Raw genomic sequence first — 24757 nt, forward strand, 5'->3', positions numbered from 1 at the left:
ACTGTTAGGAAAGTTTCCTATTACCGCGAGACCGTACGGGCCGAGTCGGGCAGGTGTCAATCGATCGCGCCGTTCGGATCCGTCACGGCTCAAGTTAGGGTGGGCTAACTTGTCGCCGGAGTGACCGGGCGGCGCCGACTGGGGAAGGCCTTTCCGTGGAGTTCACAGCTGGCAGGGTGATGCGGCGGGCGATTCGCCGGCACCGCGGGCGGTTGAGCGTCGGGGCGCTGGTGCTGTCGCTGCACCAGGCCACCGAGGCCGCCGTACCGGTGGTGATCGGCATCTTCGTCGACCAGGCCGTCTCGACCGGTGGGCTGAAGCCGTTGCTCTGGTGCGTGCTGATGATCTTCGCGCTGTTCGCCGTGCTGTCGAACGCGTGGAAGACCGGCGCGCGGCAGGTGGTCCGCGCGATCGAGGACGAGACGCATCAGCTGCGGCTGGAGATCGCGCGGCGAGTGATGGACCCACGGGGACACCAGACCGGCTTGAGGTCGGGGGAGTTGCTGCTGGTCGCGACCTCCGACGCAGAGAAGGCCGCACTAGTACTCCGTGCTGTGTCGCTTGGCTTCGCCGGCTCTACCGCGCTCGCGGTGTCGTCGGTGGCGCTGTTGCTGGTCGACGTGCCGCTGGGGTTGGGCGTGCTGATCGGTGTTCCCCTGCTGGTGCTGGGGATTCAGGCCTTGTCGCCACTGCTCACCCGGCGTACGTCATCGCAGCAAGAGGCAGTAGCCCGTACTACGGCCCTCGCCACCGACCTGGTCGGCGGACTGCGGACGCTGCGCGGGATCGGGGCGCAGCACAACGCTGCCGAGCGGTACCGGCGATCCAGCGAGGACACGTTGAAGGCAACTCTTCGTGCTGCGTCTACCAATGGCCTGCAGGACGGTGTGACCACCGCATCGAGTGGACTGCTGCTAGCGGCTGTCGCAGGCGTCGCCGGGTGGTTCGCTTTGAATGGGCGGATCACGATCGGCGAGCTGATCACCGTGGTCGGGCTGGCGCAGTTCATCGCAGAGCCGGTCGGTCTCCTCGGGTACAGCGGTCAGGTCTTCGCCACGTCACGTGCCTCTGCCGGGCGCCTGGCGTCGGTACTCGGTTCGCCGTGGGAGATCGCGACTGGCGCCTCTACGACTGTGGATCCGGGCAAGCCGCTGCTGTCGTTGGAGCAGGTCGGCTACAAGACGCTGTCGTCGCTGGACCTCTCCCTGGAACCCGGTGAGCTGGTGGGGGTCCTCTGCTACGACCCACGTGACGCCGATGCGCTGTTGACGGTCGTAGCCGGCCGGGCCGCTGACCACTCGGGCCGGGTGCTGGTCGGCGGTACTGAGGTCGAGGAGCTGGACATCGACCTTGTACGGCGCTCTGTGCTGGTCGAGCAGCATGACACCGATCTTTTCGAGGGGACTCTCCGTTCCAACCTTCTTGCCGGCGCTGGCGCCTCGTCGAGGCTGGAAGAGGTAGTGGCGGCTGCGGCGGCCACTGATGTCGTCGAGGCGCACGCGGACGGCCTGGACCATCCACTGGCTGCCAGAGGCCGCACTCTGTCAGGAGGTCAACGCCAGCGTCTCGGCCTAGCGCGAGCCCTGCTGGCCGAACCTCCAGTGCTGGTGCTGCACGACCCCAGTACTGCGGTAGATGCCGTCACCGAGGAGCTCCTGGCCGAAGGGCTCGCCGAGGTCCGTGGTGTGCCAGAGCTCGCGACCCTGGTGTTGACGAGCAGTCCGGCCTTGCTGGGCAAGATGCACCGGGTACTGGTGGTGTCGGACGGGGTGGTCGTGGCTGAGGGACGGCATGCGGAGCTGGCCGAGACGGATTCGGCGTACCAGGAGGCGGTGCTCCGATGAACCTGCTACCTATTGCCGGGCCGCGTGCCACCTGGATTGTGTTGTGGCGGGAGATCCGTCGCCTACGGACGCTGTCGCTGATTGCCGCCGTAGTGGTGACCGTTGGGAGTGCGGCCGGTCTGGTCGCGCCGTGGGCGCTTGGCGTCTTGGTCGACGACGTCGCGACCGGTGCTGAGGGGTCGGCCGTCGTACGGGTGGTTGTGCTGATCGGTGGGGCTGCCCTGCTGTCCGGCGTACTGACTGCTGTCGGGGTGACACTGATCGCGCGGGTCGGTGAGACCGTGCTGGCGCGGATCCGGGAGCAGGTGCTGGATCGGGTGCTGCAGCTACCGGCGCCGGTGCTCGACAAGATCCGTACTGGCGACTTGTTGTCGCGGGTCGGCGATGACGTGGCGTCGGTGGCCGCTGCGCTGACCGAGATCGGACCGGTGCTCCTGGCGGCGACGCTGACGATCGTGCTGACCGCGGCCGGGATGTTCGCGCTCGACTGGCGGCTCGGCCTTGCGGGACTGGTCGCGTTGCCGATGTACTTGCTGGCCCTGCGATGGTACCTGCCGCGGTCGGCGCCCTTCTACCGCAAGGAACGGCTCGCGATGGGTGAGCGGTCAGAGGCGATCATCACCTCGCTGCGCGGGAGCGCGACCGTGCGGGCCTACCGGCTCGAAGACACCCAGCTGGACAGGATCTCGGATCGCTCGGCGACCGCGCGAGACCTTTCGCTGAACGTCTTCCGGCTCTTCAGCAACTTCTCGGCGCGGATCAACCACGCCGAGTTCGTCGGGCTGACGTCGATCCTGGTCGCTGGGTTCTTTCTGGTCCGGGCGGATGCGGTGACGGTCGGCGCGACCACTGCGGCCGCGCTGTACTTCCACCGGTTGTTCAACCCGATCGGTGCGCTGCTGATGGAGTTCGACCAGATCCAGACGGCTGCGGCCGGGTTGGCGCGACTGGCCGGAGTACTGACGCTGGAGTCGGCTCCCGAGCCGCCTGCCGGGCCTGCTCCTGCCGATGGCTCAGTGGAGCTGGTGGGGATCGGGCACTCGTACGACGGCCCGCTAGTGGTCGATGGGGTGTCGCTGCGTCTGGAGCCCGGGGAGCGCGTTGCTCTGGTCGGCGCGAGTGGTGCAGGGAAGACGACGCTGGCGGCGATTGCGGCCGGAGTCCTGATGCCCACTGCTGGGACCGTGTTGCTGGGCGGGGTGGACATTCGCGCGCTTGGTGAGATGCGTACGCAGCAGCAGGTTGCTCTGCTCAGCCAGGAAGTCCACGTGTTCTCCGGGACGCTTCTGGAGGACGTGCGGCTGGCCAAGGCTTCAGCGACCGTTGCCGAGGTTGAAGCTGCGCTGGAGCGAGTGGGGGCGCTGGCTTGGGTGCGGGCCCTGCCGGAAGGGTTGGACAGCCAGGTAGGTGAGAACGCGCATCAGTTGACGGGCGCGCAGGCACAGCAAGTCGCACTGGCACGGCTGGTGCTCGCTGACCCGGCGGTCGCAGTACTGGATGAGGCGACGGCTGAGGCGGGTAGTGCCGGCGCTCGCGAGTTGGAGAGGGCCAGTGCGGCCGCTACCGAAGGCCGTACGACGCTGGTGGTGGCTCACCGGCTCACGCAGGCGCAGCAGGCGGATCGGATCGTCGTACTGGACCACGGGCGGGTGGTCGAGTCGGGTACGCATGACGAGCTGCTGGCCGTCGGTGGTCGCTACAGCCAGCTGTGGCACAGCTGGACCGGTACTCCTAGGGCAGGCGCCAATCGATAGCTGTGCCGCCCTGCTTCACCAGCAGCTCGTTGACGCGGCTGAACGGCCGGGAGCCGAAGAAGCCCCGGTCGGCCGACATGGGGCTCGGGTGGGCGCTCTCGATGTACGGCGTACTGCCGAGCATCGGCTTGAGTGTCTGCGCGTCCCGGCCCCAAAGGATCGCAACCAGCGGCCCACCACGCTTCACCAGCGCGTGGATCGCCTGCTCGGTCACGGTCTCCCAGCCTTTGCCCTTGTGCGAGGCGGACTTGCCCGGCTGCACGGTGAGCACCCTGTTGAGCATCAGCACGCCCTGCTCGGCCCACGGCGTCAGGTCTCCGTTGGACGGCGCCGGTACGCCGACGTCGGCCATCAGTTCGCGGTAGATGTTCTGCAGGCTCCGCGGGATTGGGCGCACGTCCGGCGCCACCGAGAAGCTCAGCCCGACCGGATGGCCGGGCGTCGGGTACGGGTCCTGCCCGACGACGAGCACCTTCACGTCGTTCAGTGGCTGCCGGAAGGCTCGCAGTACGTTCTCGCCGGCCGGTAGATACGGGCGGCCGGCGGCGATCTCCTGGCGCAGGAACTCACCCATCCGCGCCACGGTCTCTTCCACCGGCGCGAGCGCCTCGGCCCAGTCGGCCGCCACCAGATCACTCAAAGTCTTGGGACTCACCCGCCAAAGCCTCCCATCCCGAGGCCGTACCGCGCACGCGGGGGCGTGATGTCACTCACTGTTCGCGTGTCGGTCAGCCTGCCGGTTGCTCTGGCCGGGTAAAAATGTGCCCGGCCCCGCAAAAGGTATGAGCTCTTGCGGGGCCTTTACGTTGCCTCACGGCATTCAGTCGCTGTTGCACTTGGCGCGCGGCGCTCAGCCGCTCTGCACGTTGGCCCGCGCCGCTTCGATCCCGTCAGGGCGCAGCGACGGTCTGGTTGGCAGGCAACCACAGGCCCAGTGATCCGCGTAGGGCCGCGATGATCTGCGATGAGTTCGGCCCGCTGAACCTCCACCTCGGCAGCAGCGACCACCTCAGCCGCGACACGGAGTTGTGGTCACGATCCGTCAGATGCCACCGCGCTCGGCAGTCGCTCGTCCGGGCCTCACGGATCGATCCTGCCCTCTCGCGCCGAAGCCCTGCCGGTCGCGCGGGAGGTGGGTCATTCTTGGCCGCCCGGCAGTCGGCCGAGCAGGTCACCCCCTCAACTACCCGCAGCTACCCCGCCCGGGAATCGCGAGCGTCGGCCTGGCAGCAGCACTGAACAGCTCAGGTCAGGGTTGGTCCGGTTTCGGATCCTCTGCTGATGACTGAAGTGGTCGAGTGGCGTCGGGTGGAGGCGGATCGTCGGGTGGCGGGAGATCGTCAGGTGGCGGGCGATGGTGGGTGGGGTTGTTGGGGTAGTGGCGGCCGGTGGGGCTGGTCCAGGTGTGGGTGCCGTTGGGGTTGGGGTGGATGTGCCAGCCGCCTTCGTGCTTGAGGCGGTGGTGGTGGCGGCACAGGCACCAGAGGTTGGCCGCGGTGGTTGGTCCGCCGGTGGTGAATGCGATCCGGTGGTCGAGGTCGGTGAATTCCGCGGGCCGATTGCAGCCGGGGAATTGGCAGGTGCGATCGCGCAGCCGGACATACCTGTCCAGTGCGGCTGATGGTGCGTATTTGTTGGGGTCGCTGGCGGGTGGTCGGTCGGTGATCTGGAGCTCGATCCGTGAACCACCGCCACCGCCACCGCGACCATCGCCACCTCCGCCACCGCGCCCGCCACCGCCTCCGCCACCGCCGTCGGCACCGCCATCGCCGTCGGCACCGCGACCGCCATCGCCGTCGGCGCCGCGACCGCCATCGCCGTCGGCGCCGCGACCGCCATCGCCGTCGGCACCGCGACCGTTGCCGCCGTTACCGCCACTGCCGCGCCCGCCGTCGCCACCGCCAGCCGGACTTCCGCCTTCTCGGCCTTCGTCATCTCCGTCACTCGCACCGCCATTTCGGCTGGTGTGGCCGGTCGGGGTGGTCTGGGTGCGGGGGCGGCGGGTTGCTGGGCCGGGGCCGGGGCGGGGGCTGTTGGGGGTGGTGGGGAGGTTTGGCAGGAGGGTTTGTGTGAGGGCTTTGATGAGGTATCGGCGCAGTGTGGTCTGGGGGATAGGTCCGTGGTGGTCGGCTTCTCCGCCGGTTGCTGGTTGGCCGTTGATGAGGGCGCGGATTTCGTCGCCGGTGGCGTGGATGACCACGGTGGCCTCTGCCCCGCCTGCGGCGTCGTCGGTCTCGTCGATGACGTCGAGATCGGGCGAGGACTCAGGATCGGCAGTGCCGCTGTCGTCGCCGTCGTGACCATCGCTGTAGCCGCTGCCGTTGTGACCGTCGACATCGCCGTCGTGACCGTCGCTGTGGTCGCCGCCGTAGCCGTAGCCGTAGCTGTGGTCGCCGTCGGTAGCGCCGCCGCCGTAGCCGGCGTGACTGCCGCCGTAGCCGGCGTGACTGCCGCCGTAGCCGTCATGCCCCCCGCCGTAGCCTTCTTGTTCCTCGCCGTAGCCGTCGTGGCCATCGTCGTAGCCGCTGCCGTTGTGACCGTCGACATCGCCGTCGTGACCGAAGCTATGGTCGCCGCCGTGACCGTTGCCGTCGGCAGTGCCGCTGTCGTAGTCGCCGTAACCGTAGTCGTTGCCGTCGCGACCGTCGTAGCCGTCGGGATCCTGCCCGCCGGGCGCATTGCCGTAGCCGTCGTCGCCGTGACCGTAGCTGCCGTGACCGCCGTGGCTGTCGTGGTGCTGCGGGCAGGGGGCGGAGTGGGGTGTGGGGTCGCTGGACGGGTGGCTGCCGTTTCGCTGGTCTTCGGCGACGGGCTCTTCGCGGACGGGTTCGTTGTGGAAGGGCTCGTCGCGGACCGGTTCGTCGCCGACCGGCTCGTCGTGGCTGGCCGGTTCTTCGGGGGCGGGGTTGGTGGTTTTGGTGCGGGGGAGGAGGCGGTTTAGGGCGACGTCGGCGCGGAGTTGGTCCATGGTGCGGTTGTCGCCTTTGCGGCGGCGGTAGGCGGCGGCGCGGGTGAGGCTGGTCATGACGGCGGCGGCTTCGGTGGCGTCTTGGTTGTGGACGAGGTCGGCTCGGCCGCGGTCGTCGGGGTGCATCCGCACGGAGCGGTCTTGGTGGGCGCGTTGGTAGGCCTTGTCGGTGGCGGCGGGGGAGCGGCGGGCGGTTTCGCGGTGGCATTGCTTCTTGAGGTCGGTCAAGGGGTGGGTGCGGGCCCAGTCGAGGATGGCGGCTTCGGCGGCGCGGAGTTGGTCGAGGTCGTCCAGGACCGATAGTTCGGTGACGATCGTGAACGCGGCCCGTTCGGTGAACAGCCCGTCGCTCAAGGCGGCCAGGGTGGCCGGGAAGTTGTGGACGAGTTCGCAGGAGGTGTGGATCCGGGTGGTGGCATAGCCGCGGTGCACGTTGAGGATGAGGGCGATCTCGTCGGACACCGAGCGCAGGTCGCCGGCGATCCAGCGGCGCTCGCCGGGGGTGGCGTCCCGGTCGCCCGGCTGGGGGTAGCGGTGTCCCAGGTCGGCCGAGACGCCGTGCAGGGAGTCGTCGAACCCGGCCACGGTCTCGGCCTCCAGCGCGGCGACGCGGGCCTTGATCCGGGTGAGTGCCTCCAGCCGGTCCAGCCAGCCGTCACCGGTCAGCTGCGTGGTGTCTTGGAAGACAACCGCCTCATACAGCAGACAGCCCCGGTCGGGGTCGTCGTCCACGTCGAACCGCGACAGGCTCTGCAGGCGTGGCCGTCCGGGGGTCGGCGGGACCGGGCGCGGTGGCCCGTCTGCCGGTCGACCATCGGGACGTCTGCTCATGAATCGAGCATATGTTCGAATACACTCCGAATCAAATCGGCTACCACGAGTGGCCGCTGGGCTGCGGTAACGCTATGCCTGCCAGCCGAAGTTGAGGGAGTGGCTGGTCGGGTTGTGGCGGTTGTAGAAGCGGTGGGCGTCGGTGCGGGCGGTGGAGGAGTCGAGCTCCAGGTGGGTGGCGCCGTTGGCCGCGGCCCATTCGCGGGCCGCCGTCAGCAGGGCGGCGCCGATGCCGTTCGAGCGTTGACCCGGATCGACGGCGAGGTCTTCCACCCAGCAGCGCTGACCGAATCGGACCGACTCGAGGTCCAAGTACGTCGTACAGAAGCCCTGTAGCTGATCGCCATCAGCAGCAACCAGTACTCCGCTGAGCGGGCTGGCGAGGGTGCGTTCCAGCCGGTCGGCGGCGACGGCCGGGTCCCAGTCGCCGGGTTTCGCGCCGGGCGGGTCGAAGAGCCAACTGTAGGCGTCGACGAGTTGCGGGATGTCTGCCGCGGTGGCTGCGCGCACGTTGCTCATAGTGGCGAGGCTAGGGAGTTTGTTGCTTGTCGCAACAGATCCAATCCGGGACGGTTTCGCCAGTCCACTGCTTCAGCTGTTGGCGAGGCGGGTCAGGGCTTTCGCGTAGTGCTGGGCGACTAGCTTCTGGGCGGCACGGGCGACGGGCCCGCCCAGGCGGGTGTACCAGGTGCCGGCGCGGCTGTACGCGCGGATCGTGTAGTAGATGCCGTCCGGCTCGCGAGTCACCACCAAGGACTCCTCGCCGGCCTGGGGATGCCCTTCCAGCGTGCCGTAGGCGAAGCCGATCCGGTCGGGCTCGTCGACGACCCAGACCACCCGGCAGGGCACAGGCAGGCCGACCGACGCGACTCCGAGTCGGCCGAGCGAGTTCGTGCCGACCACGACCGGGCTGTCTGTCGCCTCGACCGGGACGCCGGCCGCGTGGTGCGCCTTCCAGGTCATCAACGCCTCGCCAGCGCGGCGGAACACCTCGTCCCCAGCGCCAATGCGGACGCGGTAATCGAGCCGGTGGTACCCGGGCGGTGTCTCGTCGCGCAACGTCGAGCCGACGGCGTCATAGCTGAAGCGCCGGTCACGCAGGTCATCGAGCTTCATCCCACTCCTTCAGTCGACGCCAGGCCAGCAGGCCACACAAGGCGAAGCCGAGCGCGTTCGCCAACCCATGTGTAGCAACCATCCAGCGCAACGGCAGGTACGGCGTCGCCACCACGTGCCCCAGTGCCCAGCTGAGCGCCAGCACCATTGTCACCACGAGGGTGGATGCCGACACGACCAGCAGCACCTTGGTGGTCCGATCGGCGGTTTGGGAGCGCCGCCACATGGCCCAGCCCACCAGCCACATCCCGGCGGTCAGTACTGCGGCACCGAGCAGCTCGACCGGATCGCCGAGGAAGAAGCCCAGCAGCACGATCCCTGTCCCCAGCGGCACGCTGATCGCGGCAGCGGTCGCCGCCTGGTTGCTGATCGACTCCACCACCAGGCAGGCGACCAGTGCTGCGGCAAAGCCGGCGAAGTGGAAGTGGGCGACCGTCAGTGAGAGCACTGTCAGGTTGAAACCGAACAGCTCGTACGACGAACGCTCGGCGACCAGCGACAGCGCGGCGATCGACGGTGTGAGCAATGCGGTGTGGAGCGCGACTTCCCTGGCCCGTAAGCGTTTCCGGCGTACCAGGTCGGCGGCAGCCAGTACTGCGAGTACGAGCGTGCCTGCCAGGTAGATGCTGGCCAGTGTGATCGACAAGGCGCCGCGGCTGAGCCAGAGGGACAAGACCCCTGGCACGGCCGCGGCGAGCCACCAGCGGCGGACCGTGGTACCACCGGAGACCTCCACCAGGCTGAGCCCGAGCGGCACGATCACCAGCATGCCCAGGCTCACTACCAGGTGGACCAGTGTCAGCACTAGCTGCTCTTGAGGCCGCTGGTGTTGTCTTCCTTCAGGGCCTTGAAGAGGGCCTTGGCCTTGGCGTTGTCCCACTTCACGGCCGAGCCGTGCCGGGTTTCGAGGTTTGTGTCGGATACGGGCACGGTCAGCGTGATGCCGCCGCTGCCGCTGGACACCGCCTTCATCCCGCGGGCGAACTTGAACAGGCCGAGCGGCCCCATGTCGCTGTCGATCGTGAGGGCCTCGGCGCCCGCGGTGCTGAGGTTGTAGTAGCGGATCGGGTTCAGGAACGTGGCTGGTGAGACGCCCTTGGAGGCGATCGCACCGATCATCTCGCGTTGCCGCTCGACCCGGCCGAGATCGCCCTTCGGGTCGCTCTTGCGGGCCCGGACGTAGCCGAGCGCGTTCACGCCGTCGAGTTCCTGACAGCCGGCCGGCAGGTCGATGTGCGCGTCGTCATCTTTCATTGCCTTGGGCAAGCACATCTTGATGCCGCCGACGCTGTCCACGATCGACGCGAACCCGCTGAAGCCGATCTCGACGTAGTGGTCGACGCGCAGCCCGGAGACGCTCTCGACGGTCTGGATCAGCAACTGTGGGCCGCCGAACGCGAACGCCGCGTTGATCCTGTTCTTCCCCTTGCCGGGGATCGGCACGTAGCTGTCGCGCGGGATGCTGATCAGCGCCGTCGGGCCGGACTCCGGTACGTGCAGCAACATGATCGAGTCGGTTCGCTGACCGGACGCCTTGCCGGTGTGCAGTTTCGCGCGCTCGGCGCGGGACAGACCCTCGCGGCTGTCGGACCCGACCAGCAGGTACGTCGTACCGGGGGTATCGGCCGGCCGGTCGCCGCTAGGCATGGCCTCGGCCTTGTTGATCTTGCCCCAGGCGAACAGCGGGACGCAGATCAGCGTCAGCACGAACAGCAGGATGATGAGTCCGATGATCCTGGCGAACCAGTTGCGCCGCTTCTTGGGTCGCACGGGCGGCCGGCTGACATAGCGCGGGTCGATGGATTGCGGTTGGCTCATGGAACGACCGTATCGGCACCCGGGCCGATCGTGCGTCAGTCCGGCGAAGGGTCTTCACCCCACACTTTCAGACCGTGGACTGGTCCCGCCTCGATCAAAAGGAGGATCTTCGCCCGCCGATCGAACCAATCCGCCGGAACGTGCGTGGCGCCTGCCCCACGCGGGCACTGAACAGCCTGCTGAAGTACGCCGGATCGTCGTACCCGACCTCCCGCGCGACCACCGCGACGGGGAGATCCGTCTCGGCCAGCAACGCCTTCGCCTCGTTCATCCTCGTGGTCAAGATCACCTCCTGAGGCGTCGAAGCGCTCGCCTGCCGGGTCGCTGCTCTCAGCTCGCCGACCGTCACGCCGAGTGCTTCGGCGTACTGCGGTATCGACAGCGGCCGGCATGCGAAGGCGCGCAGCTGTGCGACTAGCTCATTGCCCGGTTCGGTCTGTGCTGGTGTCGCGATGAGGTCGTAGAGAGCTGCTGCGGCCTGGACCTCACTGGTCTGTGCCACTCGGAGGAGCTTGGCGAATGCCCGTTGGGGCGCGCGGGGGTCGGCGTACCGGCGTACTGGGGTCTCTGGGGTCAGGTAGCCGAGGTGGGTGAGTGCTGCGGTCGCAGTACCGCCGAAGAGGGCCCATGACTGCTGCCAGTTCGTAGCGGGGCGGTAGCCGTGCAGTACGCCGGGGAAGAGCCAGAACAGGGCGGGAGCTTCGATGGCGTGGAGGACTCGGTCGGGGCCGTGCAGTAGCTGGCCTCTGCCTTGGTGGAGGAAGACGGCGGCGTGGCAGCCGAGGGCGCGTTCCGGAGTTGCCGCGGGCGGGATGCGCTGCTCACCGACGCCCAGGCAGAAGAGTCCAAGTTGTCGCTCGATCGGATCAGGGGTCAGGTAGGTCGACCAGTTCTCCATGTCCACAAGAGTCCAAGAAGTACCTGCTCTAGTCCATTCCGGTGATCCTGGGCCGGCGGTTGGAATGGTGGGGTGCTGACCTCGAATGGGTATGTGTTGTCGCCTGAGCGACTTGGAATGCTGGCTGAGGTGCCGCGGCGGGAGCGTGGGGATCGGGAGGCGTTGCGGGCCCGGCTGGCGCGGGACGGGTATCTGTTCCTGCGCGGGCTGCTGGATCCGGCTGAGGTGCTCGAGTTCCGGCGGTACTTCTTCGAGCGGACCGGGGTTGCCGACGCTCACGGCGTACCGCGGGTGGTGGATCGTGCTGAGCTGCGGAGAGTGCTGTTCGGTGAGGTGGTGCCAGGGCCGCAGTACGAGGCGTTCTGTGCCCAGCCGGCCTTGCGGGGCTGGTACGAGTGGTTCCTGGGCGGGGAGACGTTCCTGCATCGGCGCAAGATCATCCGGCACATCGCACCGGGCGAGGCGGGCATTGGTACGGCGACACAGGCGCACTACGACCTCGTCTACCTGCGGGAAGGCACTGACCAAGTGCTGTCCGCCTGGATCCCTCTCGGCGACTGCCCGGTCTCTCTCGGCGGTCTCACCTACCTAGAGGGCAGTCACCACCGAGTACTGCGGGAGGAGGCGGCCGGCACACTCAAGCGCCCGGCCGCGTCGATCACTGCCGACCTGCCGAGCCTTGCCGACGAGTACGACGCCAACTGGCTGGTTGCCGACTACGCGGCCGGCGATGTCGTCATCCACACCGCGCACACGGTCCATGCCGCGCTGGACAACGTCTCGTCCTCGATGCGGCTCTCGACCGACATCCGCTACCAACTGGCTGCCACTCCTGTCGACGGCCGCTGGCAGTCCCACTGGCACGACCGGGACGGGCTCTAGTGCCCTGCATCCGAGGGCTCTGACAGCCTGGATCGCGCGGGTTTTCCCCACTATCTGGGATCGCTCTCGCTAACGACAATCATTTCGGTTAAGGTTTCGGGACCGACCGGGGCAGCGTTTGGGGAGCTGCCCGGCGGCTGCCGAGTCAGAGGAGAACCGTGAACCGCAACGAGCTGGTCGCCGGCGTGGCGACGAAGGCGGGCATCCCGCGCAACCAGGCCGAGAAGGTCCTCGACGCGCTGGGCGACGTCGTCACCGAGGCCGTGCACAAGGGGGACAAGGTCTCGCTGACCGGCCTGCTGAGCATCGAGCGGGTGATGCGCGCGCCCCGCACCGGCCGCAATCCGCAGACCGGCGAGCCGCTCTCGATCCCGGCCGGGTACTCCGTCCGGCTGTCGTGCGGAAGCCGCCTCAAGGCCGCGGCCCGAGGCGACCTCCGCACCGTCTCCTGACCGTCAGCGGTCGACGGCCGCCACCCAGTACGGCGTCGTCGGGGTCGGCGGAGTGCTGAACCGGGCGTTCGGCAGGTAGAGCCGCGACCCGAAGAGCGCGGCCGTCGTCGGTACGTCGAAGTCGGCGCTCTTGATCTCGCGGACCAGCCGGCCGCTGCTACCGGACTGGTCGAGGTCCAGCACTGCGATCTTGTTCAGCCGGTTCTGGACGACGTACAGGGTGTCGCCGGACAGCAGCAGGCCGTCGCCGTTCGTCATCACCGCGCCGCCGAGCTCGATCTTCTTGGTGACGCCAGTGCGCGGGTCGACTTGGAACAGGAAGCCCGTCGCCGACTGCACGATGATCAGGTTGCGGCCGTCCGGCGTGAGCGAGATGCCGTTGCCGTTGTTGATCATCGGGTCATGCTTGTAGTCGCCGGTGAGCGGGATGGTCTGGATGGCGGCCTGGCTGGGCAGCTGGCCGTTGCGGCCGAGCGGGACCTTGTAGAAGAGCGGCTGACGCGAGTCGGTGAACCAGGCGGCGTCCTTGCTGAGGATGACGTCGTTGACGAAGGTCGGCGTCGTGGTGGAGAAGGCATAGCTGGCCAGTACCTTGCCGGAGCGCGTGTCGATCACCCGGCCGTTGCCGCCGGCAGCACCGGCCACGAACAGCCGGCCACGCTGGTCGGCCTTCATGCCGAGTGAGGCGGTGCCTGGGCCCTGGCTGATCACCTTGCCGAGTCCGGTCCGCAGGTCGGCGGCGTAGATGTCACCGTCGACGCGCGAGCCGAAGTACGCAGTACCGGAGTGGTCGATGGCGATGCCCTCCGGCTGGAAGCCGGCCGGGAGGTCGAAGCGGCGGGGGAAGCGAGCACTGTGGCTTGCCTGGGTGGCTCCGAAGCGGATGGAGTTGCAGCGGTCGTCGTCTCTGGTGTGCTTGACGACCTGGTGTGCGGGGGCGGAGTTTGAGGCAGCGGTCGTCCCGGTGAACGCGGATGCGGTGACGCTGCCCAGAAGCAGTGCGGGGAGGCCGAGAGTCGCGGCGAGCGCGCGGCCTAGCCGTCTCGGCTGTGGACGTGACATGGCGGAGTGTCCTCCTGGTCGATGACCGGGTCGACGCCTTTGCTGTCTACGCCGACACAGCGGCTGGTTGTGCTTTCAACAGTAGGTACACGGTTCCCAGGACAAAACGGTTCAAAGCCTGTTGATAACCATCCCGGCCGTTGGGCGGCAACGGGTAATGTCACGGTGAGTGGCAGTCACCAGCAGAGGAGCGGGCAGGTATGACAGCAGGGATCGACAGCTCGGATCTGTCCACGACGGTCCGGCCGCAGGACGACCTGTACCGGTACGCGAACGGACCGTGGCTGGACCGCACCGAGATTCCCGCGGACAAGGCGATCTACGGCGCCTTCCACGCACTCTGGGACACCGCCGAGCAGGATGTCCGGGCGATCGTCGAGAAGACCGCGGCCGCTGAGCACCCGGCCGGCAGCGAGGCACGCAAGATCGGTGACCTGTTCACAGGTTTCATGGACACCGAGACGATCGAGCGGCTCGGGGCCGGGCCGATCGCGGACCAGCTCGAGCTGGTCGCCTCGATCCAGGACGTGCCCGGCCTGGTCGCCTCGCTCGGTCGGCTCGAGCTGCAGGGCGTGGCCGGCATCTTCTACTACGGCACGGACATCGACGCGAAGAAGTCCGATGAGTACATCGTGTACGCGAGCCAGGGCGGCATCAGCCTGCCGGACGAGTCGTACTACCGCGAGGACTCCTTCGCCGACGTGCGGACGGCGTACGTCGCGCACGTGGCCCGGATGCTCGAGCTCGCCGGACTCGCCGACACGAGTGCCGCCGCCGAGCGGATCATGGCGCTCGAGACCCGGCTGGCCAAGGGGCACTGGGACCGGGTCCGCAACCGCGACGTCACCGCGACGTACAACAAGCTCGACCGGGCCGGGCTCGAGGAGCTGACGCCTGGGTTCGACTGGGCGGGCTGGCTGTCCAACGCCGGCGTACCGGAGGAGGCGTTCGCCCAGCTGGTGGTCCGTCAGCCGGACTACCTGACCGCAGCCGCGACCGCCCTGCACGAGATCGACCTTGTGCACTGGAAGGAGTGGCTCTCCTGGCGCGTCGTCCGGAGCGCGGCTCCGCTGCTGAGCCAGGCCTTCGTCGACGAGAACTTCGACTTCTACGGCAAGACGCTGACCGGTGCGCCGGAGCTGCGCGAGCGCTGGAAGCGCGGGCTTGGCGTCGTCGACTCCGCCCTCGGCGAGGCGGTCGGCCAGCTGTACGTCGCCGAGCACTTCCCGCCGGAGTCGAAGGCCCGGATGGTCGAGCTGGTCGCCAACCTGGTCGAGGCCTACCGGCAGCGGATCGAGGCGCTCGACTGGATGAGCCCCGAGACGCGGCAGCGCGCGCTCGACAAGCTCGCCGCCTTCACCCCGAAGATCGGCTACCCGGACAAGTGGAAGGACTACAGCGGCCTCGAGATCCACGCCGACGACCTGGTCGGCAACGTCCGCCGCTCGGTCGCCGTCGAGACCGCCCGCGACCTGGCCAAGCTCGGCCAGCCGATCGACAAGACCGAGTGGCTGATGACGCCGCAGACGGTGAACGCGTACTACAACCCGCGGATGAACGAGATCGTTTTCCCGGCCGCGATCCTGCACCCGCCGTTCTTCCACCCCGACGCCGACGACGCGGTGAACTACGGCGCCATCGGTGCCGTGATCGGCCACGAGATCGGCCACGGCTTCGACGACCAGGGCTCGAAGTACGACGGCACCGGCAACCTCAACGACTGGTGGACCGACGAGGACCGGGCGGCCTTCGAGCAGCGCACAGCCAGGCTCGTCGCGCAGTACGACGTACTGGAACCGGGCGACGCGCCCGGCCACAAGGTCAACGGCGAGCTCACCCTGGGCGAGAACATCGGCGACCTGGGCGGCCTCTCGATCGGCTACGTCGCCTACGCGTTGTCCCTGGACGGCGCGGAGCCGCCCACGGTCGACGGTCTCACCGGCCCACAACGCTTCTTCCTGGCCTGGGCGATGGGCTGGTCCACCAAGGCCCGCGAGGCCGAGGCGATCCGCCGCCTGGCCATCGACCCCCACTCTCCACCAGAGTTCCGCTGCAACGCGGTCGTCCGCAACATCGACGAGTTCCACACCGCCTTCGCTGTCACCGAATCCGACACGATGTGGCTCCCTCCGGAGGAACGCGTCCGCATCTGGTAAACACCACAGTTGCTCCCCTCCGCCGTCGAGCGGAGGGGAAGCAGTTCGTGGTTCATGGTGGTACTCAGCTGACCGGTTCTTCCGGTTTCCAGAACTGGCGGGGTGCGTAGCCTTCGCGCCGGAGCCAGTGGTCGGTGTAGACGATGCGGTGCGGGTTGACGACGACCAGCGGGCTCTCCGGTGGGTCGTAGAGGGAGTTGCCGCGTTCAACGTGGTCGGACTGCCACCGGTAAGCCTCCCAGTGGCGATCGAAGTCGGCGGTGCCCGGCTGCAGGACGACTGCATCGCCGAAGAGCTGGGCGCCACGGCTGCTCGCCTGGCCGACCAGTGGGGCGAACACGCCGATCGAGATCCTCGGGTCGTCGGCGAGGTTGCGCATCTTCGGCGATCGGCCGGATGCGGTGAAGATGATGGCGAAGTCAAGGTGGTAGTACCGCACGGGCGTGGCCAGCGGACCAGCCGGGCCTGTTGTCGCGAGAACACACATGTTCTGGCTCGACAGCAGGTTCAGGATGCGTTCGGAGAGCCGCTCCTGATCGAGCTTCTCGGTAGGAGCGGGACCGGACAACCAGGGATTCGTCAGCGCCATGCCCGATCGTCCCATTGCCCACGGCCGGCGGCAGGGGTGGCTGTCTCAGTCGGAGAAGGTTGACCAACAGATGTCGTTGCGTCGGAGTTGGTCTTCGAGAACGAGTAGGCGGACGGGCTCCGGCAGCTGAGTGCGCTGCCAGTCCCGTTCGACTCGGCCCGCCTCGGGATCATCAGGTCGCGCGCTCCGTACGGCCTTGATCGCGTAGGCGGCGGCGCCGAGGTCGTGCTCGGCCACGTGCCCGACGCAGGCGGCCTGTCCGGCCGAGTACGCAGCGAAACGGGCGGCACCAACCAGGGGCCGTGCAGCGCCCATCGAGTGCCCACCGACTGCGCGTGCCTGCATCATCGGCAGGTCACCGCGCGCCCACGCACGGGCGGCCGCGATTGCTTCTCGTGGTCGCGGATCGTCCGCCCGCTCCTGCTCGAAGTACCCGAGAACATGCTCAGCACACTCGGCAGCCCACAACGCGAGCAACCGATGATCCTCATCGCTCAACGTGCCACCCCGCCGGATGGTCACCATCCGCGGATCGCGAATCTTGGGCAGAATCATCGGCCCTCCGCCTGTCTCTCCATGCTCTCCAATCCTAACTTTGAATCCCGTGTTGAATGTTTCAGCCCGCTACGCGCACAACTGACAGCGAAAACCTTCAATCGAGGGTGTCGGCAGACTCAGCACTGGTTGAGGGCTTCGGAAGGGGACAGTCCTCCGATCCGCAGCCTCAGGTACTGGAGTGCTTCCTCGACGGTCAGATCCTCACCGTTAGGATCCATAATCCGAGCGCCTTGCACCCAGTCTGCGACTTCATACAGAAGGTCGGGACCCTCGCGGACCGAGACCTCCACCAAGTACGCCCCAGGCGGAGCAACCTGCTCGCTGACGGGACTCACGGCAACGTTCGCCGTGCGACCACAGTCGTTCACGACCTCCAGCATCCGCTCAGCAAAAGCATCACCAGACCGACCGCCCCACACGCTCGCCCCACCCGTACTGTCCACACCCAGATCATGCCGCCAGCCGCAGAAGAATTGGTGGATGGACGCTCGATGGACCCTTCCCGGCGCGCCAATCACTTCTTTCTTGTCTCCTCGCCAAATGATTGCCGCCAGCAACCAACGGGCAGCGACGGCACCATCGTCGAGATCAACCTCTACGTCACCCCGCTGTTTCCGGATCCGGACATCTGGCTGCCGGGCGGGGCTGAATCCGGTTGCGTAGTGGGCAGGAGAGCTCCTGCGCACAACAACCGAAATCAGAGATCAAGGGGAGATCATGAAGATTCAGCGTTCGATGGTCCGGGGTATCGCCGTACTGGGCGCCGCGGCGTCCGCCGGTGTGATGGCTCCGACTGTCGGCTCGGCGGCACCGGCACAGGACACCGGGTCCCGGTCTAGCGAGACGGCCAACGTCCAGACGGCGCCGACGGCGGCCAGAGGAGTCAACGCGGTGGCCTGCCTGCGCTACGGAGGCACCACCCGGGGCTGCGCCGGGTTCGCGGCTCGGGGCGAGATCCTGACCGTTTGCGACACCCGCGGGGACAACCGCAAGGTCTACGGCCAGCTGTACTACAGGGGCAAGGTCGTGACTCTGCTGGACCGCAACGGCGCCAAGAAGCCCTGCTACGCCGTGAACCTCAGCATCCGTGAGGGCCATCGCGTCTATGTGCGAGTCGGCGTCCAGGGGCTCGGCTGGAGCGGGTGGGTTCGCGGCGTCGCCTGAGAACCGCCATCACCAACCCGGGGCCCGGCTGCTGATTTCCAGCAGCCGGGCCCCGGCCTCGTAGTCCTTACGTCCGAAGAACTGTCGATGACGTCCCTCGTCGATGACGTCCCTCGAGTTCTTCGGACGTAAGGGCTTTCAGAGCCAGCCGCGGCGGGCTATCTCCAGGCCCAGCTGGAAGCGGCAGTCGACTCGGAGTTTGCGGCACAGGCCGGCGACCTGCCGGCGTACGGTCCGGTCAGTGACGCCGAGCTCACGCCCGATCGCCTCGTCGGTCAGACCCGCGGCCAGCAGTACCAGCACCTCCCGGGACCGCTCGCCCAACCGGTCGAGCGGATCGGCCTCGCTGATCTCGACGGCCTCCGACTGCTCCCAGGTCGCCTGGAACACTGCCTCCAGCGACCGTACGTACTGTTCGGACTGGATCAGCACCGCCGCCTGGGTCATCGGCGCCCCGAGCACCGGGATCAGCGCCGCCGATCGATCGGCCAGGATCATCTGTGTCATCGGCAGCCGTTCCGCGGCCCGGAGTTCCTCACCGAGACCGACCACGGCTCGCAGGTATCCGTGCATCGACGCGCCCTCCGGCCCGAGCAGCCGCTCGCGCAGCCGGACCGTCTGCATCCGGATGCCCCGCGTCGTCAGTTCCGCGGTCCGCTGCGCCGACGCAGTCTGGTCGCCGTGCGGCAGATGACTGTGGAGCGAACGCAATGACGTACGACAGGTTTCGACCAGCCGGTCACGTGTGGAATCGATGTCGGCTAACCCGTCCAGCCGGACGATGTCTGGATCGTCACCGGCCTCCGCGACGGCACACAACCGCCACAACAGCGCGCGCAGCCGTACCTCGACATTCGACATGTCGCCCTCCCCCGAGGTTCGTCGGCCCATCCCCAGCAGGCCGCCGTTTCACTAGCCAAGGCTGTCAATCACTGACTGTCAACCCTCGCCCGCCGGAAGATCAGTTCCGTTGTCCTGTTCCGGACACCACTCCGGACTGTGACCCCCACCCGCGGGCTCTCACATCGTGGAGATTTAGTCCGGGGCGTCAATCAGGGCGGTGACATAGGCATCCAGCCGTTCCTCCACGGCTCGCGTTGTGAGGTCTGTCCTTCCTGCTTCTCGCCATGGCTGCGACACCACCTGCACTTCTTCTGATGACGCCAGTGCGTCCCGCACCTGCCAATAGAGCCGCTCGCTCGCGGTTGCGGCCAGCACGCCACCGGCCTCCTCATACGCCTCGGCGAACCGCACGCCCCACGCCGGGCCGTGCAACAGCGCGAGATTGACGGAGCAGTGCGCCACATCGAGATCCGCCGGGCCCCAGGAGGTTCCTGCCCAGTCGACGACGCCGGTGATCCGGGCACCTGCCTGCGCAGGCGGCGGTACGTCGAACAGCACGTTGCCCGGCTGGAAGTCCCGGTGCAGGAACCGTCCTTCATAGGGCGGCGCGGGCTTGCGGATCACGTCGATCGCCGCGGCCCATACCGCCGCGTCGGCGCTCTTCGGAGTCACGACGGTGTCGGCGGTCGTCAACGCCACATACTTGCGGGGCTGCTCGGCGGGTCGCAACGCGTGGATCGCCACGAGTTGACGGGCCAGCAGCGGGACACGCGCCTCCAATCCCTCATCGTCGAGGACCGTCCGGCCCGCCAGATGCGTCATGAGGAGCGATGGATACTCGCACTGCACGGCGGTCGGATCAACTGCGACCAGCTCAGGAGCCGGTAGGCAGGTCTGCGCGAGCAAGGTCAGGGCGCCAGCCTCCCTGGTCAGCCCGTCCTCGGCGTGCTCCGCGTCGACGAAGGTCCGCAGTACCAGGTCACGGGTGTCTCCGTCTCGCGTGCCGATGGTCAGTCTCCGCATTTCGGCAGTGATGCCGCCGTGCAGCGCCTCGGTTCTGACGATCCGTTCGCCGGCCTCCAGGTGCCGACTCACCCAAGCCAGTGTCAACGGTCGGACAGCCGCCGTCTCATCGTGGTTGGTCACCGTGCCAGCTCATCATCGGACGGCGGTACGCGCGAACGTTTTATTGCTCCACTTGAGTAATTCAATTGCTGAACGGTCAGGCCCGTCGGGACGATGCGGGCATGACCATCACGCAGCTCGATCCGGCTGACTCCGTGGCGATGGGCCACTGGTACGAGCTGATGGTCGCTGTCACCCGCCACGACGTGCCTGATTTCCCCACACCCAGCCGACGGGAACGCACGGCCCGGTTCGAACACCCGATGCCCGCGGTGGCCGAAGGGTCGCGGGCCTCGCTGCCGCGATCTCCACTGGCTTGGCAGTTGCGGGTCAGATCCTAGGCGCTCCCTCCAGCGAGCCATCGAGTCTCCTGACAACGATCGTGGCCGCAGTGGTGAGCGGCTTGGCCGCCGGATGCCTTGCCGGCCTCGCCACGGCTGGAGGCCTTCACTCCTTGATCGCAAAGAGGTGAGAGTCCGCGAATGGGATCGGAGGATCGGTAACGACGGCCGCTGACGGGCCGAACAAGTTGACCAGGCTGGGTGCGCACGCAGCTTGGTCCATCCCGCTACGTCAGCACCGTCATCCGCTGGATTGTCGGCTGTTCGCGGCAGCCTGGATCGCATGTGTGGTCGCTATGCATCGACAGCCAGCCGGGCGAACCTTTTGGAACAGTTCCTGGGTCGACGAGAAGAACGCCGATGAGCTGCGGGGCCCGGACTTCAACGCCTCCGACCAAGCAGCCGCCGGTTTCATCGCCCGCACACACCGGGACGCGCCCGAGGACGAGGAGCCGGTCCGACAGTTGCGTAGCTTCCGGTGGGGCCTTTACCGAACTTGTCGCCGTCTCCGCAGTTCAGGTGAGTCCTGGCTGGAACACCCGTTGTTCGGCGGACGAAGTCGCGAGGAGGAGGGTTTGCCGGCGAGGCGGAGAACGATCGTCGCATCTCCGTGCGTATTAGGCGGACTGCTCGGGGCCGTCAGCTGAACGCCGTCGACGTACGTCCTGTGAAGTGGCAAGCCGGGCACTCGAAGATCCCGAAAAGGTCCAGAAGCTGCTTAGCAACCTGCGCTCGCCGGTAAGTGGTTGTCAGTTCGTAGGCACGTGCCTCGCTACCCGTGAGCTGGCCTGGGGCAGACGGCGCAACCGTCGTCACTCCCACGGAAGCGTCGTCAAACTGTTTGACGAGCGCTGGCGAGGTTTCGAGGCCCATGACGAGTTGTTCGTCGCAGCCGGGGCACGCGAATTCCAGCTCCTGATTCGCGAGGGCTTCCAGACGCGTCGCCCACACCGAATCGCTTGCGGTCGCCAAGACGGCCTGCGCTCGATATATGAAGTCGGTGTCGTCGGTCGCAAACGGCACTAGTCCCTCAGCCACTTCATGCAGCGCCCGGATCGTCTCGGCATACTTGGCCCGAACGGCCGCTGGCGCCTCTGGGCCGTCCGTTGATGCCATGATGCGCGCCGCCAGAAATAGGGGCTCGACGAAGCCAGACCGATCCTGGCGTGCCGCTAACTCTGCCAGCCGGGGTAGCGCGGAGTAGCTGGCGCTGTAGACCGTGCCTTGGTGACAAAGCCGCGACCATAGTTCGTCCCAGACGGCGCGATCTTCCGTGTCGCCACGCTCAAGGAGCGCTTCGACGGGCCCAGCCGTACCGTAGGCATCTTGAAGCGACCGCCATTTCGTCACGCGGATCATCCTGACAGCAACTCGCCTTGCCCGACACCGGACCGGCGAAGATGCGTCCCTAATCCGGCATGACCGCGTTTCACACTCGCGGCATGAGCGGTCGGAATTTGATCCGACATCGAGCTGACCACAAGTAGCATCTTGAGAATGCTCGACCTCACGGCGCTCGATGATGCTCACCTTCGAGCGCTCAGCAAAGCGGCTCTTCACAGTTGAGGGTGTAGCGGGCGTGTGACCTGTTCTCGGCGCGTGCTCGGCGCGTCGGCGTCCGGGTAGAGGTCGAGGTCTCCCGAGGATGGAAGTTCTCACACTGCCCATCTGGAAGACCTCGACGTGCCTGACGCTACCCCGGATGAGGGCTTCGCCTGCCCTGACCTCACCGTGTTCTGCCGGATCGATGAGCTCGGCCTCGAAGTCGTAGGTCAGCGGCTCGAGCCGGATCGTGCGGTGCTGGCGTGCCGGGTCGTCGAACCCGACCGGTGGTGCCGCCGCTGCGGATGCGAGGGAGCCGCGCGTGACACCGTGGTTCGGCGGCTTGCGCACGAGCCGCTGGGCTGGCGCCCAACGATGCTGGAGGTAGTCGTGCGCCGCTACCGCTGCACCGGCTGCGGGCATGTGTGGCGCCAAGACACCAGCCTGGCTGCCGAGCCTCGGGCGAAGCTGTCCCGCCGCGGGCTGCGGTGGGCGCTGGAAGGCATTGTGTGCCAGCACCTGACCGTTGCCCGCGTCGCCGAGGGCCTCGGGGTCGCGTGGAACACCGCCAACGACGCGGTCCTGGCCGAAGGCAAGCGTGTGCTGATCGATGATCCTGGGAGGTTCGACGGCGTCAAGGCGATCGGGGTGGACGAGCACGTGTGGCGCCACACCCGACGCGGCGACAAGTACGTCACCGTGATCATCGACCTGACGCCCATCCGCGACGGCACCGGCCCAGCCAGGCTGCTGGACATGGTCGAGGGCCGCTCCAAGCAAGCCTTCAAGCAGTGGCTGGCCGAACGGGAGGAGTCCTGGCGCGACGGGACCGAGGTCGTCGCCATGGACGGCTTCACCGGGTTCAAGACCGCAACTGCCGAGGAACTGCCCGACGCGGTAGCCGTCATGGATCCGTTCCACGTCGCGCGCCTGGCCGGCGACGCCCTCGACGAGTGCCGGCGCCGCGTCCAGCAGGCCATCCACGGCCACCGCGGCCGCAAGGGCGATCCGCTGTACTCGGCTCGCCGGACGCTGCACACCGGCGCCGACCTGCTCACCGACAAGCAGAAGGACCGCCTGCACGAGCTGTTCGCCGACGATGCACACGTCGAGGTCGAGGCCACCTGGGGGATCTACCAGCGGATGATCGCCGCCTACCGCGAGCCGGACCGCAGGAAGGGCCATGAGCTGATGACCAAGCTGATCGAGTCGACCAGCCGGGGCGTCCCCAGCGTGCTGAGCGAGGTCATCACGCTCGGCCGGACGTTGAAGAAGCGCGCCGCCGACGTCCTGGCCTACTTCGACCGGCCCGGCACCAGCAACGGCCCGACCGAGGCCATCAACGGACGACTCGAACACCTCCGCGGCTCAGCTCTCGGGTTCCGCAACCTCACCAACTACATCGCCAGATCCCTGCTGGAGACCGGTGGCTTCAGGCCGCAACTACACCCTCGATTGTGAAGAGCCAGCAAAGCCCTTCATGAGGCGCGTTCATGCGAGGTGGAGAACGATCCCATCGTCTGGGAGTCACCGCTTGTTGTGGACCTGCACGTCTGAACGGTGGAAGCACAGCGGCGTCGCGATAGTGAATTGGAGGCGATGCTCACGGCGGCGCGGCCATCAGATTGAGTCTTCGCGCTCGGCACGACCGATTCGGGCACGACAGGGCTGACATTCGTATACCGACGTACCCAAGCAGTTCGGTTCGGCGCGCTCCCGAGTACGGGTGGGCGACGGACCAGAGTTCGGTACGTTCCTGCACGGGAGACACCCGGAACTCGAAGACCGAGAACTACCGAGGCGTCCGCCGGCGAGATAATGCTGGGAAGCACACGGAGGTTCTCCATGCAGACCCGCTCGTTCCCCTCCACCCCGGATGGCCGCTCGCCTGCCGGGGCCGAGATCCGCTACCTGATCGAAGGCGAGACCGGCGGCATGATCCACTCCACCGTCCCGCCAGGTCAGGTGAATCGGGCGACCGTCCACGCCACCGTGAGCGAGTTCTGGCATGTCCTCGCGGGCGAGGGGCAGATGTGGCGACGAGACGGCACTCGTGAAGAGACGACCGTTCTGGGGAGAGGCATTTCCATCGACATTCCCGTTGGGACGGCATTCCAGTATCGCTGCACCGGCGTCGACCCGCTCCAGTTCCTCTGCATCACCATGCCTCCCTGGCCCGGCGACCAGGAAGCGACGGTCATCGAGGGACCGTGGAAACCGACTGCTCCCGAAGGTTGACCGGCGCCGCCCTCAACTCGGCATAACCGCGCGGATCGCGGCAGATGAGAGCGTTGGGGCTGGAAGAATCGAGGCCATGGATCTGGCACCCGAGGTTGTTCGGATGATGCGTGAGCGCCCGGCCATCCAGGTCTGGCTGACGCTCCTGCAACCCCATGAGGCTGAGGATTTTGACGACATCGCTCGGATCGCGGGCTTGGAGCCGCTCGGCCGAGCATGGGTTGAGGTCGACGCTGACCGGGCCCGGCAGTTCCTCGCTGCGATCCTTCACAAGGACCTCGCGTACAAGCGCGAAGTGATGACTGAGCACCGGGCGGAGTGGCTCGCTGGCGAGTTCCTTCGCGCATTCGGCAAGTTCAACTCACGGTTCGCAACCAACAGCGCAGACATGCCGGATGTGTTTCCATTCTCCTGGGCGCCTGCGACCGAGTTCACGTTCGACGCTGGGATCGCGGTCATGGGTGAAGCAGGGTCCGGCGTCTACTGGGTCGCTGACGAGGATTGAGGCGCCGCGCAGGCATAACGGCGCGCTGATCGCGGCAAATGAGTGCATCGCGTGACGCTGCGTCCGCTGGC

At 67.4% G+C, this 24757-nt stretch carries 24 protein-coding genes; 10 read left to right on the forward strand and 14 right to left on the reverse strand.

Annotated features, from left to right (window positions below; all coding sequences use genetic code 11):
- Nucleotides 1-155 precede the first annotated feature (155 nt).
- Both A3ES_RS0111325 and A3ES_RS46930 read left to right on the forward strand, forming a co-directional pair.
- Nucleotides 156-1844 (forward strand): ABC transporter transmembrane domain-containing protein, encoded by a 1689-nt coding sequence (locus tag A3ES_RS0111325; RefSeq protein ID WP_026162773.1) that lies wholly within the window; start codon nucleotides 156-158, stop codon nucleotides 1842-1844.
- Nucleotides 1841-3598, forward strand: coding sequence for an ABC transporter ATP-binding protein (locus tag A3ES_RS46930; RefSeq protein ID WP_020386925.1), 1758 nt, complete (start codon nucleotides 1841-1843; stop codon nucleotides 3596-3598). The genes A3ES_RS0111325 and A3ES_RS46930 overlap by 4 nt, the downstream gene beginning before the upstream one ends.
- Here A3ES_RS46930 and A3ES_RS0111335 read toward each other — a convergent pair.
- The 7 genes from A3ES_RS0111335 to A3ES_RS46940 all read right to left on the reverse strand — a co-directional run bounded on the left by A3ES_RS0111335 (nucleotide 3576) and on the right by A3ES_RS46940 (nucleotide 11229).
- Nucleotides 3576-4253 (reverse strand): uracil-DNA glycosylase, encoded by a 678-nt coding sequence (locus A3ES_RS0111335; protein WP_026162774.1) that lies wholly within the window; start codon nucleotides 4251-4253, stop codon nucleotides 3576-3578. The two genes, A3ES_RS46930 and A3ES_RS0111335, sit on opposite strands and share 23 nt — an antisense overlap.
- Nucleotides 4254-4847: 594 nt before the next feature.
- Nucleotides 4848-7397 carry an HNH endonuclease signature motif containing protein gene (locus A3ES_RS46935; RefSeq protein ID WP_083933365.1) on the reverse strand — a complete coding sequence of 850 codons (2550 nt, stop codon included), beginning with the start codon at nucleotides 7395-7397 and terminating at the stop codon, nucleotides 4848-4850.
- Between the two features lie 72 nt (nucleotides 7398-7469).
- Nucleotides 7470-7916: a GNAT family N-acetyltransferase gene (locus A3ES_RS0111345; protein WP_040454466.1), complete on the reverse strand. Its 447-nt coding sequence runs from the start codon at nucleotides 7914-7916 to the stop codon at nucleotides 7470-7472.
- A gap of 72 nt (nucleotides 7917-7988) precedes the next feature.
- The gene (locus A3ES_RS0111350; protein ID WP_020386928.1) at nucleotides 7989-8513 is read right to left on the reverse strand and encodes a DUF1990 family protein; all 525 of its coding nucleotides are present in this window, start codon (nucleotides 8511-8513) and stop codon (nucleotides 7989-7991) included.
- Nucleotides 8500-9318, reverse strand: a complete 819-nt coding sequence (locus A3ES_RS0111355; RefSeq protein WP_020386929.1) for a YndJ family protein — start codon at nucleotides 9316-9318, stop codon at nucleotides 8500-8502. The genes A3ES_RS0111350 and A3ES_RS0111355 overlap by 14 nt, the downstream gene beginning before the upstream one ends.
- Nucleotides 9318-10331 (reverse strand): LCP family protein, encoded by a 1014-nt coding sequence (locus A3ES_RS0111360; protein WP_020386930.1) that lies wholly within the window; start codon nucleotides 10329-10331, stop codon nucleotides 9318-9320. The genes A3ES_RS0111355 and A3ES_RS0111360 overlap by 1 nt, the downstream gene beginning before the upstream one ends.
- Nucleotides 10332-10425: 94 nt before the next feature.
- Nucleotides 10426-11229: a helix-turn-helix transcriptional regulator gene (locus tag A3ES_RS46940; RefSeq protein ID WP_020386931.1), complete on the reverse strand. Its 804-nt coding sequence runs from the start codon at nucleotides 11227-11229 to the stop codon at nucleotides 10426-10428.
- A 72-nt stretch (nucleotides 11230-11301) separates the two neighbouring features.
- Here A3ES_RS46940 and A3ES_RS0111370 point away from each other — a divergent pair, with 72 nt between their 5' ends.
- The gene (locus A3ES_RS0111370; RefSeq protein ID WP_026162775.1) at nucleotides 11302-12111 is read left to right on the forward strand and encodes a phytanoyl-CoA dioxygenase family protein; all 810 of its coding nucleotides are present in this window, start codon (nucleotides 11302-11304) and stop codon (nucleotides 12109-12111) included.
- A gap of 158 nt (nucleotides 12112-12269) precedes the next feature.
- Nucleotides 12270-12563 (forward strand): HU family DNA-binding protein, encoded by a 294-nt coding sequence (locus A3ES_RS0111375; protein ID WP_020386933.1) that lies wholly within the window; start codon nucleotides 12270-12272, stop codon nucleotides 12561-12563.
- Nucleotides 12564-12566: 3 nt separating this feature from the next.
- On the opposite strand, the gene A3ES_RS0111380 is transcribed toward A3ES_RS0111375, so the two are convergent.
- Nucleotides 12567-13625: an SMP-30/gluconolactonase/LRE family protein gene (locus A3ES_RS0111380; protein ID WP_020386934.1), complete on the reverse strand. Its 1059-nt coding sequence runs from the start codon at nucleotides 13623-13625 to the stop codon at nucleotides 12567-12569.
- A 200-nt stretch (nucleotides 13626-13825) separates the two neighbouring features.
- Here A3ES_RS0111380 and A3ES_RS0111385 point away from each other — a divergent pair, with 200 nt between their 5' ends.
- Complete coding sequence (locus tag A3ES_RS0111385; RefSeq protein ID WP_020386935.1) at nucleotides 13826-15781, forward strand: M13 family metallopeptidase; 1956 nt, start codon at nucleotides 13826-13828, stop codon at nucleotides 15779-15781.
- Between the two features lie 64 nt (nucleotides 15782-15845).
- Here A3ES_RS0111385 and A3ES_RS0111390 read toward each other — a convergent pair whose 3' ends face one another.
- The 3 genes from A3ES_RS0111390 to A3ES_RS0111400 all read right to left on the reverse strand — a co-directional run bounded on the left by A3ES_RS0111390 (nucleotide 15846) and on the right by A3ES_RS0111400 (nucleotide 17308).
- Nucleotides 15846-16370 carry a pyridoxamine 5'-phosphate oxidase family protein gene (locus A3ES_RS0111390; protein ID WP_020386936.1) on the reverse strand — a complete coding sequence of 175 codons (525 nt, stop codon included), beginning with the start codon at nucleotides 16368-16370 and terminating at the stop codon, nucleotides 15846-15848.
- Nucleotides 16371-16415: 45 nt separating this feature from the next.
- The gene (locus tag A3ES_RS0111395) at nucleotides 16416-16925 is read right to left on the reverse strand and encodes a putative immunity protein (protein WP_020386937.1); all 510 of its coding nucleotides are present in this window, start codon (nucleotides 16923-16925) and stop codon (nucleotides 16416-16418) included.
- A gap of 119 nt (nucleotides 16926-17044) precedes the next feature.
- Complete coding sequence (locus A3ES_RS0111400) at nucleotides 17045-17308, reverse strand: hypothetical protein (RefSeq protein ID WP_020386938.1); 264 nt, start codon at nucleotides 17306-17308, stop codon at nucleotides 17045-17047.
- Nucleotides 17309-17645: 337 nt separating this feature from the next.
- On the opposite strand from A3ES_RS0111400, the gene A3ES_RS0111405 reads away from it, so the two are divergent.
- Nucleotides 17646-18092 carry a hypothetical protein gene (locus A3ES_RS0111405; protein ID WP_020386939.1) on the forward strand — a complete coding sequence of 149 codons (447 nt, stop codon included), beginning with the start codon at nucleotides 17646-17648 and terminating at the stop codon, nucleotides 18090-18092.
- Nucleotides 18093-18230: 138 nt separating this feature from the next.
- Here the strand turns inward: A3ES_RS0111405 and A3ES_RS46945 are convergent, their stop codons facing one another.
- Nucleotides 18231-18953, reverse strand: a complete 723-nt coding sequence (locus tag A3ES_RS46945; RefSeq protein ID WP_020386940.1) for a helix-turn-helix domain-containing protein — start codon at nucleotides 18951-18953, stop codon at nucleotides 18231-18233.
- Nucleotides 18954-19127: 174 nt separating this feature from the next.
- Nucleotides 19128-20030 carry a phosphotransferase family protein gene (locus tag A3ES_RS0111415; RefSeq protein WP_157630456.1) on the reverse strand — a complete coding sequence of 301 codons (903 nt, stop codon included), beginning with the start codon at nucleotides 20028-20030 and terminating at the stop codon, nucleotides 19128-19130.
- A 152-nt stretch (nucleotides 20031-20182) separates the two neighbouring features.
- Between A3ES_RS0111415 and A3ES_RS0111420 the strand changes: the two genes are divergently transcribed.
- On the forward strand, nucleotides 20183-20401 hold the full coding sequence (locus A3ES_RS0111420; RefSeq protein WP_020386942.1) for a hypothetical protein: 219 nt from the start codon (nucleotides 20183-20185) through the stop codon (nucleotides 20399-20401).
- A 639-nt stretch (nucleotides 20402-21040) separates the two neighbouring features.
- Here A3ES_RS0111420 and A3ES_RS51200 read toward each other — a convergent pair.
- Complete coding sequence (locus tag A3ES_RS51200; protein ID WP_157630457.1) at nucleotides 21041-21760, reverse strand: hypothetical protein; 720 nt, start codon at nucleotides 21758-21760, stop codon at nucleotides 21041-21043.
- A gap of 324 nt (nucleotides 21761-22084) precedes the next feature.
- On the opposite strand from A3ES_RS51200, the gene A3ES_RS0111435 reads away from it, so the two are divergent.
- The 3 genes from A3ES_RS0111435 (at nucleotide 22085) to A3ES_RS0111445 (ending at nucleotide 24686) form a co-directional block, all read left to right on the forward strand.
- Nucleotides 22085-23404, forward strand: coding sequence for an ISL3 family transposase (locus A3ES_RS0111435; RefSeq protein WP_020386945.1), 1320 nt, complete (start codon nucleotides 22085-22087; stop codon nucleotides 23402-23404).
- Between the two features lie 384 nt (nucleotides 23405-23788).
- Nucleotides 23789-24181 (forward strand): cupin domain-containing protein, encoded by a 393-nt coding sequence (locus A3ES_RS0111440; RefSeq protein WP_020386946.1) that lies wholly within the window; start codon nucleotides 23789-23791, stop codon nucleotides 24179-24181.
- Nucleotides 24182-24257: 76 nt separating this feature from the next.
- Entirely contained in the window at nucleotides 24258-24686 is a 429-nt protein-coding gene (locus tag A3ES_RS0111445) for a hypothetical protein (RefSeq protein WP_020386947.1), read from the forward strand.
- Nucleotides 24687-24757 lie beyond the last annotated feature (71 nt).

Source organism: Kribbella catacumbae DSM 19601, from assembly GCF_000372465.1.
Classification (GTDB): Bacteria; Actinomycetota; Actinomycetes; order Propionibacteriales; family Kribbellaceae; genus Kribbella; species Kribbella catacumbae.